Source organism: Litchfieldia salsa, from assembly GCF_900104555.1.
Lineage (GTDB): Bacteria > Bacillota > Bacilli > Bacillales > Bacillaceae_L > Litchfieldia > Litchfieldia salsa.
This window is the reverse complement of sequence record NZ_FNJU01000001.1, coordinates 169522-180728: the sequence shown is the minus strand read 5'-3', so window position 1 is coordinate 180728 and position 11207 is coordinate 169522. Positions and strand designations below refer to the sequence as shown.

Here is an 11207-nt window from a genome sequence, read left to right as displayed (position 1 = left end):
ATGAATTACCACCTTGAGCATCTTTTGTGAACATAACATTTGTGTTAGTAGCAAAAGACGGTTTTTTCCCGTTATAGAAAATTGAGATAAGAACAATTATTTTTGTTTTTAAGTAGGGTGGTACCGCGATATAATACTCGCCCCTTCGTTTACGAAGGAGCGGGTTTTTTTATTGTCTAAAAGATAAAAAGGAGACGATTTTAATGCAAATATTGGATGATTTACAATTTAGAGGTTTAATTAATCAAATTACTGATGAAGAAGGTTTAAAGAAATTATTAAGTCAAGAAAGTGTTAAATTATATTGTGGTTTTGATCCTACTGCAGATAGCTTACACATAGGTCATTTAGTGGGAGTTCTGGCGCTTAAAAGATTCCAAATGGCTGGTCATCAGCCGATTGCATTAGTAGGAGGAGCTACCGGACTAATCGGTGACCCAAGTGGTAAGAAGGCTGAAAGAACATTAAATACACAAGATGTGGTAGAAGGCTTTAGCCAAAGTATAAAGAATCAACTTTCTCAATTTCTAGATTTTGAAAAAGAAGGAAATCCAGCGCAAATCGCTAATAACTATGATTGGATTGGCCAACTAGACTTAATCACATTTTTACGTGATATTGGAAAAAGCTTTGGTTTAAACTACATGCTTGCAAAGGATTCTGTTTCATCAAGACTTGATGCAGGTATATCATTCACAGAGTTTAGTTACATGATATTACAGTCATATGATTTCTTGAAACTATATGAAACTCAAAACTGTAAATTACAAATTGGTGGTAGTGATCAGTGGGGGAATATTACCGCTGGACTTGAATTAATTAGAAAAACAGTGGATGATTCAAAGGCATTTGGTTTAACGATTCCTCTTGTTACAAAATCAGATGGTACGAAGTTTGGAAAAACTGAGGGAGGTACGATTTGGTTAGATAAAGAAAAGACCTCTCCATATGAGTTTTACCAGTTCTGGATTAATACAGATGATCGTGATGTAATAAGATACCTTAAATACTTCACATTCTTTACGAAAGAAGAAATTAATCAATTTGAAGAGGAAATAAAAAATGCACCAGAAAAGAGATTAGCTCAAAAAGCTTTAGCAGAAGAAGTTACAAAGCTAGTTCATGGTGAAGAGGCATTTCTTCAAGCGGTTAAGATATCAGAAAGTTTATTTAGTGGAGAGATTCGTGATCTTTCTGCTGCTGAAATTATTCAGGGGTTTAAAGATGTCCCGTCATACCAAGTAGAGGGAGAAACTGAGATAGCTTTAGTTGAATTATTAGTAAATAGTAAAATTACCCCTTCGAAACGCCAAGCTAGAGAAGATATTACAAATGGTGCCATTTATATTAATGGAGAGAGAGAACAGGCTCTAGATCGTATAATTACAGAGAACGACCGAATCGAAGGTCAATTTACAGTCATTAGAAGAGGAAAGAAAAAATACTACTTAATTAAATACTAAGTACAAAAGAGGAGAGGTGGTTTAAACCACTTCTCTTTTTGTTTTTTTAATAAACATGATTACGGTAACTCATATTAACAAATGCTATCTTTATGACGTATTGGAGGTTAAAGCGTGAATAAGCTAGGAGATTATCTGTACCGATTTCGGAAAACGATTGTATTCCTTTGGGTCATTTTAATTATCATATTTAGCATGTGCGCTTTCAAGCTTCCTTCAGTTTTAAGTGGAAATGGGTTTGAATTTGAAGGTTCTTATCAGCAGACTACGAACTTGCTAAAGGATGAATTTAATCAAGCAGAATCATCAATTATTTTACTATTTGAAAAAGAAGATGTTATTTCAGAAGGTAAATGGAAACAGTATATTCAAGAAACATTTAGTCAAATTAATGGAATTGAAAACCTCGAAGGGTTTATCACACCCTTTGATCAAGAAGGTATGATTAAGAAAAATGTAGCCTATGGAATTCTTTTATTCAATGAAGAATCAGAGTCAATGAGTGAGAAAATTGAAGAGATAAGAGCACTTTTGAGAAATGAAAGCGGATTGAAAGTAACGATTACAGGCGAGCCAGTTATTGTAAAAGACTTAAATGAAGCTAGTCAGAAAGATTTGGCCAAAGCAGAGATGATTGGATTACCTATCGCACTTCTAGTCTTAGTATTAGCGTTTGGTAGTCTTGTTGCAGCAAGTATTCCACTGTTAATAGGAGTCATTTCGATCATCATTACAATGGGTCTTCTTTATCTGTTTAGTTATCATTTAGATTTCTCTATTTTTATTCTGAATATTGTCCCGATGATTGGACTGGCTTTAAGCATTGATTTTGCCCTACTATTTATTAACAGATTTAAAGACGAAATTAAAAGCAAAGACGTTCATGATGCGATTTGTATTACCCTGGCAACAGCTGGGCGATCTGTAATCTTTTCAGGAGTGTGTGTATTTATTGGGCTTTTAGGGTTACTTTTTATAAAAATCGATTTATTTATGAATGTTGCAGTAGGTGGAATGCTGGTTGTTTTGGTTTCTGTCATATCAGCGATAACCTTACTACCATCCTTATTATCTATATTAGGGGCGAAAGTGAACACTTTTAGTATTTTAAAAGTTCAAAATAACACAAATGGAATGTGGAAGTCTTTTGCCACATTTGTAATGAAAAAGCCCATTATAATGATGCTGATTGCCATTATCATTCTAACGGTTAGTTCTTTGCCTGTCCGTGATATGAAGTTAGACATACCAGGTATTGAGGCACTACCAACTAATTATGAAGCAAGAACTGCAATTGAAACTTTCAACGAAACCTTTGTAGATGAGCAAAAGCAAGATGATCATAAGGTTATTATGATTGCTGAGGTAGTTGGTGGCAATGTGATGGAGAAAGAAGACCTTACAAAGCTAGAAAATACCATTAATAAGATGGAAGCAGAGGGAGGAGGCACCCTCGAAATTGAATCTTTATTTACAATATTGGAGGTAGACAGTGCTGATGAATTATTGAATGTCCTTGCTTTTCAATCCAATTCGCCACAAGTAAAACAGATTCTTGATCAGTACACGACTAAGGATATGATGTTATTTAATCTTTACTTTGAAAATAAAACGAAAGCAAAGGATTGGGTAAGAAAGGAAAAGGAAAAAGAGAATCATCAATCTCAACTAAAGTTATATTATGGTGGTACTCCAACTTTTGAGCAAGAGATATTTGATGAAATTTATCACAAATCTCCCTATGGACTAACCTTAATTTTGGTAACGACATTTTTTATTTTGATGTTTGCTTTTAAGTCTTTATTAATTCCAATTAAAGCAATAATGATGAATATGTTAAGTTTAATTGCAGCATTTGGAATAATTGTATGGGTTTTTCAACAAGGTCACTTAGGGTTTGAAGCGACTGATATTAGTTTGATGGTTCCGGTTTTTGTTTTTAGCTTAGTTTTTGGATTAAGCATGGATTACGAAGTTTTTCTAATTTCTCGTATATATGAAAATTATCAACTAACACTTGATAATGATTCAGCAACAATTGATGGTCTTGCTGCAACAAGTAAAATCATTACATCTGCAGCTGCAATTATGATTGTTGTAACAGGAGCATTTGGCTTTACCGGTGTCATGCCAGTTAAGCAGGTTGGAGTGGGTATTGCTATTGCGATCTTTATCGATGCATCTATTATTAGAATGGTGTTAGTACCAGCATTAATGAAGCTATTTGGGGATTGGAATTGGTGGTTTTTTGGTAAAAAGACCAAAACAAAAACCCCGGGATAAATCCTGGGGTTGCTTGTTTTAACGAGAGTAGAACTCAACGATAAGTGCTTCGTTAATTTCAGCAGGTAATTCAGAACGCTCTGGTAAGCGAGTGAATGTTGCTTCTAATTTGTCAGCATCAAAAGTTAAGTAATCAGGTGTGAAGTTGTTTGTTTCAACAGCTTCTTTAACAACGTCAAGATTACGTGATTTTTCACGTAAAGAAATAGTTTGACCAAGCTTCACGCGGTATGATGGAATATCAAGACGGCTTCCATCAACTAAAATGTGACCGTGGTTAACTAATTGACGAGCTTGACGACGAGTACGAGCTAAACCTGAACGATAAACTAGGTTATCAAGACGAGATTCTAAAAGAATCATGAAGTTTTCACCGTGCTTACCTTGTAATTTACCAGCAGCATCAAATAAGTTACGGAATTGACGCTCATTAACTCCGAACATATGACGTAATTTTTGCTTTTCTTGTAATTGTAAACCATACTCAGAAAGCTTTTTACGTTGGTTTGGACCATGTTGTCCTGGAGCGTATGGACGCTTTTCTAATTCTTTACCTGTACCACTTAATGAAATGCCAAGACGACGGGATAATTTCCAGCTTGGACCTGTATAACGAGCCATGAATGACTCCTCCTTCAATGTTTTTATTTTGTTGTAAAATAAAAACAGATGTGACTTTTCATTATGCTCATTTTGTTTTCATGTATCCTCGCTCTAGCAGCAAAGAGTTACACGATACACCTTCTTAAGCTTTAAGAGGAACAAAATGATGACACAAAGTGACCACAAATGCTGCAATATTTTACACAACGACCATTATATGATTTTTTATACATTAAGTCAAGCTGATTTAGTTATTTGACTTAAAGCTACAGATTAGTGTAAAAAAATAATCACATTTTCTGAAAAATAAGTGAATAAATTGGGGAAATCTGAAGATTTTTAAATTATAATAGATATATTATCTTTAGTTAAAAGTAGATCGGCAATATAAATGTAGGTGATAAATTGGAATTACATGATAAAGAGGTACAGCAGCTTATACTATTTAAAAGTAAATTGTATGAGATATTAATGCTAGAAAATGAACACACAACGATTATACCAAAGCTTTTAGATTTAATAAAAAACGAATTTACTTTAAAAGCAGTGACAATTTATTTATTTGATGAATGGGAAGAACAGTTTGTTCCAGCCTCTTCGACACTTGATTTACATAAAAACGAACCTCGCCGAACGAAGATTTCGAAAGAGGAAATTCATATACTTGAATTCCATACTCCGAATGAAAACAATCAAGTGTTGGTGCCAATGAAAAACCAAGAAAACATTATTGGTTTTCTTTTACTGGATTTACAGGAAAATCAGACCACTAGTAAGAAGCTAATCACGACAATTAATGAAGAATGCACGAAAGTGATTGACCGGTCGCAAAAATATACGAAGTTTTTGAATGAAGAATTGAGGTACGAAAAGCTATTCGGATTGACAGCAAAATTTCACTCTTCAATGGATATAGATGAGGTATTAGGTGAGGTCATTTTAACATTGCAGAAGGTGTATCCATCCTTTAAGTATTACTTACTCTTATCACATGATAATGTTGAAAATGAAAATCTACCTATTAAGGACCTACAATATAATAATTATGATAACTCACCTGCGATTCAGGCTTATGTAACAGGTGATATTCAAAAAGAAGATATTGTTGTGGATCAAAAGTCAATACTATATGCCCCGCTAAAGGGTAAGCAAGGTGTATATGGAGTACTTGAAGTAATTGCTTCAGGTAATATAAAGTTTCCAAATCAAGAAATTAATTTTATTGAACTACTCGCCAATACTGCTGGAAGTGCTTTAGAGAACGCTCAACTTTACCAACAATCCAAGCGCCTTGTCGCAGATTTACAGTTAATAAATGATACTACCCATAAGTTAAATTCTAATTTGAGACTAAACGATACAATCTCTTTTATGTCAGGTCAGATTAGCAGGTATTTACTTGGTGATGAGGTTGGTTTTGTTTTTATTAAAAAAGATAATCAGATTGAAGTGTTAGATGGAAGTACAGTTTATTTTTCTTCAGATGATTCGCTACAAATCATTGAATATGTTCGTAGTCGATTAATTCAAGAACGTGACACATTGTTTATAGGCGATTTTGACTATGGTAGCGATAATGATGCAGATCAGGAATCCAGTGTATTTCGTTCTATTATGGCTGTGCCGATGGTTCAAAGCGGTGTAGTGATAGGCTTTGCGATTGTTCTTCATCGTAATCCGTATTTCTTTTCCTTTGAAACTTTCAAGTTGTTTCAATCATTAATTCATCATTCAACTTTAGCTTTTTCAAATTCAACCTTAAGAGAAGAGTTGGAGAATTTAGTCATTACAGACCATTTGACCAAACTATATTCAAGAAACTTTTTAGATGATCAAATTCATTTATCTATGGAAAGAGACGGTTTCGGAACTTTTCTATTAATTGATATCGATAATTTTAAAGCGATCAATGATACATTCGGGCATCAAATTGGTGATTCAGTGATCGTTCAGGTGGCTAATGTATTAGAAGCTAATATTCGTGATAATGATATTGGGGCAAGGTGGGGTGGCGAGGAGCTTGCGGTTTATTTGCCTGGTGTGGACCTAGAAATAGGGATTGTAATTGCTAATCGGCTAGTTAAAAAGGTACAAGATAACACAACACCACAGGTTACGATTTCATGCGGGGTTGCACATTGGTCAGCCGAACACAAAGACAGTGTTCAACAATTATTCCATAGAGCCGATCAAGCACTATACATTGCAAAAGATACTGGCAAAAATAAAGTGGTCGTACAGGATTTATTAATACAATAAAAAAGCAGGAGTGCCTTTAGTTTAAGGCGCTCCTGCTTTTTTACAAGATAAGAAAGTATATAAATTTCGAACCTGGTTTTGGTGTCTAGCTCCAGCGCCTAGCCCCTCGATTGCTTCAGACCCTTCCGTCGGAAGCGAGCTTCCTAGTCAGGGTCCTCTAGCACTTTTCGGGGCTGACCAGGCGCTTCCGCTTTTCATGGTGTCTAGCTCCAGCGCCTAGCCCCTCGGGGTCATAAGTCAAATCACTTCAGAAATCAAGATTTCCTGCGTGATTCGCCTTATGCCTGTCGGGGCTGAACAAGGCGCTTGCGCTTTTCTTAGTGTCTAGCTCCAGGCGCCATCGGCTCGGGGTCATAAGCCAATCCGCCGTGAAGGTTAAAAAGCAAACCTTCAAGCCGGCCTGTCTTATGCCTGTCGCCGATAAACGGGCGCCTTGCGCTTTTCTTGTTATAAATGTTTACTTAGCACTCCAATAAATTCTTCAAGATATTCCTGATCGATTTCATCAAATCGATTTTTGATCGGACTATCAATATCAAGCACACCATACACTAGTCCATCTTTAATAATTGGAATGACAATTTCCGATTGTGATGCTGCATCACAGGCAATGTGACCTGGAAACGCATGAACGTCTTCAACTCGTTCAGTTCTTTTGTTTTCAGCAGCAGTACCACACACACCTCTGCCAAAAGGAATTCTTACACAGGCAGGTAAGCCTTGAAACGGACCTAAAACAAGCTGGTTATTTTCAGTTAAATAAAACCCAACCCAATTTACTTCCTGTAAAAATTGATTTAATAATGCAGCAGCATTCGCTAAATTAGCAATTGGATTTGATTCTCCCTCAATTAGTGCAGATAACTGTTTTATGACCATTTTGTAATTTTCTACACGGTTCTCGTTGTATTGTTCGACATGAAACATTGTAATCCCCCCTAGGTAATCGTAAATATGATTTTATCTTATCAAAATACGATGAATAACGCATTTATTTGTCGAGTGAAACTTAAAGGATTTAACCCTAGTTTCTAGAATTTTATAAAAGAGAGTAAGGTCTAAGTAAAAGTCTAGATTTAACCAGACTAATAAAAAAGTCTGACACCATTTATAAAAAAGGTGGTTATGAATAATGACAGTAAAAGTAAAAAAGACGTCAAAAACAAAAGAAAAAGTCATTGATGCAGCAGCTTATTTATTTAATACAAAAGGATTTGATGGAACGTCAGTCAGAGAAATCGCAAGAAAAGCAGACGTGAATGTTGCAAATATATCCTATTATTTTGATAACAAAGCAGGTTTGCTAGAATACTTGGTCTCTTCATTTTTAGACGGGTATACTTCAGTGATTGAGCATGCATATGTGGAATTAGACAGTCGTTCTGCAAGAGAGTGTTTACTCATGTTTATAAAGAATATTATGAACTACCAAAAAGATAATAATCAATTGGCGAGATGTGTTTTAAGAGAAATCACATTAGACTCAGTGCTGATTCGCGAAGTTTTAACAACATATATGACGAAAGAGAAATTTTACATTAAGTCTATTCTGGAAACAGGTATTCATCAACAGGAGTTCAGAAAGTTACTAATCCCACATACAATTATGCAACTTAAAGGGATGCTGACAATGCCGTATTTGCATCCGCAATACATGACAGAAGTATTACACGTAATGCCTAATGAGACATACTTTACAGATCAATATGTGAAAGAATTAGAAAGATGGGTCAATCTAACGATTTGTCTACCACTTGAAAAATCTTTCATTTCAACTAGAACAACGAAATAGACAGCGAGAGTTTAGAACTTTGTAGGTGAAGTAAAGAGATGTGTTGCATGTAAAAATTCAAAACCTTGTTCTAAGTCCTTCGCGCTGTGGGCATCTGACCCATAAACTAGAGGGATTTTTTGTTTGATTGCTTCTTTAACAATCCACTCAGGTGGGTAAGGTTCCTCACAATACTCCTTTTTTACACCTGCTCCGTTATAATCTAGTTGTAATCCTGATTCTTTTATATTAGTAAGAATCGTAAAAAGCATAGAGGAATAATCTTTCTCAGGTTTAAATAATTTTTGAAATTTATGGACTAAAGTAATATGACCGATTCTTCTTGGTTTGAATGTTCCAAGATCAGCTATAATTGATTGATTTAGTGTGTTGTAATATCGTTCGTAGATTGCGTCTACAGAGGAATATCTTTTTGTCATTTCCTCAAACACACTTGCAGAAAAATCGACACAATCATATTTCCCTTCGTGCTCCAAAAAATGGACTGAAAGGATGCTGTCATCTAAAAAAGGTCCATACTCATTTAAAAATTGAGTGATTTCTTTTTCGTACCCCTTAATAAAATCCACTTCTAAACCGATATTAATCCTGATTTGAGTTTTGTATTTTTTTTTCAGTTCACTTAAGCGAGCGATATACGGTTCTAAATTTGTAGGATCCATCCCGCTGTCTTTATCAGGGGTTGGGTCATCAAATCCATGTGGAAGAGGCGCATGTTCTGTGAAAGAAATTTCATCGTAATTGAGCCTGATTGCTCTTTCTATATATTCCTCAAAATCATCTTTTGTACCATGTGGACAAAACGGTGAGTGGATATGACCATCTCTTTTCAAGTAGACCCCTCCCAATTTCGTGAATGTTTTAGCAAATTTCTGTAAAAAAAAATAAATTTTTGCTCAAAAATTGTCGTTTACATGGTATCATAAAAACATTGAAAAAACATTAAATTGATTTTTATAATGCCTTCTAACAAACAGAGGTTTATACATAAAGGATACGATAGGAGCAAGGGGGCTTTTTATGGAATACTTGATCGGAATTTTTATTATTATTATAAGCATAGCAATTTATGGTTTTTATTTCCGGAAAAAGATTTATCAAGAAGTTGATCGATTAGAATTATGGAAAATTGAGATTACAAATCGGCCGGTTACTGATGAAATTTCTAAAGTGAAAGAATTGAACATGACAGGGGAAACGGAAGACCTTTTTGAACAGTGGCGAAAAGAATGGGATGAAATTGTCACTTTACACCTTCCAAATGTAGAGGAGTATTTATTTGATGCAGAGGAATTCGCAGACAAATATCAATTTAAAAAGGCAAAAAAGGTGCTTCAGCAGATTGAAGATAACTTAACTCATACCGATACTAGCATTAATCGTATATTAGATGAATTAAATGAGCTGATTGGTAGCGAAGAGAAGAACCGTGTTGAGGTAGAAGAGTTAAAGCAATCCCACCGAGAATTAAAGAAGGTTTTGCTAGCACACCGCCATACTTTTGGTCAGGCTGAATTACAACTTGAGTTAAAGCTTGATGAGATCAACCAAAAGTTCAAAGAGTTTGACGAATCAACAAAGCAGGGGAACTATTTACAAGCGCGAGAAATGGTACTATTTGTCAAGAGTCTTTTGTCTAGCTTAACAAAGAAGATGGATGATATTCCAGGTTTACTGGCAGAATGTCAAACATCATTACCAAAGAAGCTTGATGAAATTTCAGATGGACATGATGAAATGAGAAATCAAGGATACATTCTAGATCATATCCAAGTTGTTAAAGAGACTGAAAGAATTAGAACACAATTAAGTTACTTTATAGAATTAATTGAGAAAATTGAGACAGAAGAAGTTAAAACAGGGATTGAGGAAGTAAGAGAATCTATAGAAACTTTATATGACTTACTTGAAAAGGAAGTTGAAGCAAATCAATTTATTCAGTCAGAACTTGCACAAATAGAAGAAAACTTACAAACGTTAATCGAACAAAGCAAAGAGTCTGAATACGAGACACAATTAGTGCAGCAAAGTTATCAATTGACAGAGAAGGACCTTGACGCACATCGTCAAATTATTAAGAAACTGGCACTATTGTTTAAACAATTTGTGATTATTAGAGACAAGTTATCAGAAGAACATGTGGCATATTCGATTGTTAAAGAAGAGCTTGAGACAGTTTATACATCACTTCAAGATCTAAAAGAAAAACATCTTCAGTATTGTGAGATGATTCAAGCTTTACGAAAAGATGAGCTAGCAGCTAGAGAAAAGGTAGCTGAAATGCAAAAGAAGTTACACGACATTAAGAGATTGCTTTTAAAAAATAATATACCAGGATTACCTGTCAGTTATGGCGAAATATTAAATGAAACGAAACTAGCTGTAGAAGAAGTATTAATCAGGTTAAATGAAACACCACTTAACATGGTTGCTGTTAGTGAGTCACTTAATTTTGCAGAGGACTTAGTTACCAAAACCTTTGAATTAACAGAAGAAATGATTGATAGGGTATATCTTGCTGAAAAAGTCATTCAATATGGAAATCGATATCGAAGTCGCCATCAAAGAATAGCAAATAGTCTAGACGAAGCTGAGAGCTTATTCCGTAGTTTCGAATATCAGCAAGCGCTAGAACAAGCAGCTACAGCACTTGAGGAGCTAGAGCCTGGTGTGTTAAAAAGAATTGAAGAACATATTGCATCTGAATAGTAATAATTAGGACCTTCATGGATAAAAGGCTACTACGTCATTTTTAGTAGCAGAAGCTATCTATGGGGGTTTTTCTTTTGATTTCCTTTCCAAACAGA

Annotated in this window: 8 protein-coding genes and 1 other annotated feature (1 of these 9 running past the window's edge); of the genes, 5 read left to right on the top strand and 3 right to left on the bottom strand. The window is 34.9% G+C overall.

Annotated elements, in window-relative coordinates:
- Positions 1-148: a binding site (T-box leader), on the top strand (it extends 85 nt beyond the left edge of the window).
- A 55-nt stretch (positions 149-203) separates the two neighbouring features.
- Positions 204-1463 (top strand): tyrosine--tRNA ligase, encoded by a 1260-nt coding sequence (gene tyrS / locus BLQ56_RS00840; RefSeq protein ID WP_090849232.1) that lies wholly within the window; start codon positions 204-206, stop codon positions 1461-1463.
- A 114-nt stretch (positions 1464-1577) separates the two neighbouring features.
- The gene (locus BLQ56_RS00835; protein ID WP_090849230.1) at positions 1578-3746 is read left to right on the top strand and encodes an MMPL family transporter; all 2169 of its coding nucleotides are present in this window, start codon (positions 1578-1580) and stop codon (positions 3744-3746) included.
- Between the two features lie 18 nt (positions 3747-3764).
- Here the strand turns inward: BLQ56_RS00835 and rpsD are convergent, their stop codons facing one another.
- On the bottom strand, positions 3765-4367 hold the full coding sequence (gene rpsD / locus BLQ56_RS00830; protein WP_090849228.1) for a 30S ribosomal protein S4: 603 nt from the start codon (positions 4365-4367) through the stop codon (positions 3765-3767).
- Between the two features lie 387 nt (positions 4368-4754).
- Here rpsD and BLQ56_RS00820 point away from each other — a divergent pair, with 387 nt between their 5' ends.
- The gene (locus BLQ56_RS00820) at positions 4755-6608 is read left to right on the top strand and encodes a sensor domain-containing diguanylate cyclase (protein ID WP_238457126.1); all 1854 of its coding nucleotides are present in this window, start codon (positions 4755-4757) and stop codon (positions 6606-6608) included.
- 447 nt (positions 6609-7055) lie between these two features.
- Here the strand turns inward: BLQ56_RS00820 and BLQ56_RS00815 are convergent, their stop codons facing one another.
- Positions 7056-7535 carry a GAF domain-containing protein gene (locus BLQ56_RS00815; protein WP_090849223.1) on the bottom strand — a complete coding sequence of 160 codons (480 nt, stop codon included), beginning with the start codon at positions 7533-7535 and terminating at the stop codon, positions 7056-7058.
- 205 nt (positions 7536-7740) lie between these two features.
- Here BLQ56_RS00815 and refZ point away from each other — a divergent pair, with 205 nt between their 5' ends.
- On the top strand, positions 7741-8400 hold the full coding sequence (refZ, locus tag BLQ56_RS00810) for a forespore capture DNA-binding protein RefZ (RefSeq protein WP_090849221.1): 660 nt from the start codon (positions 7741-7743) through the stop codon (positions 8398-8400).
- Positions 8401-8411: 11 nt separating this feature from the next.
- On the opposite strand, the gene hisJ is transcribed toward refZ, so the two are convergent.
- Positions 8412-9233 (bottom strand): histidinol-phosphatase HisJ, encoded by an 822-nt coding sequence (gene hisJ / locus BLQ56_RS00805; protein WP_090849219.1) that lies wholly within the window; start codon positions 9231-9233, stop codon positions 8412-8414.
- Positions 9234-9420: 187 nt separating this feature from the next.
- Here hisJ and ezrA point away from each other — a divergent pair, with 187 nt between their 5' ends.
- A complete protein-coding gene (gene ezrA / locus BLQ56_RS00800; protein ID WP_090849217.1) occupies positions 9421-11109 on the top strand; it encodes a septation ring formation regulator EzrA in 1689 nt (562 codons plus the stop codon).
- The last annotated feature ends 98 nt before the right edge of the window (positions 11110-11207 follow it).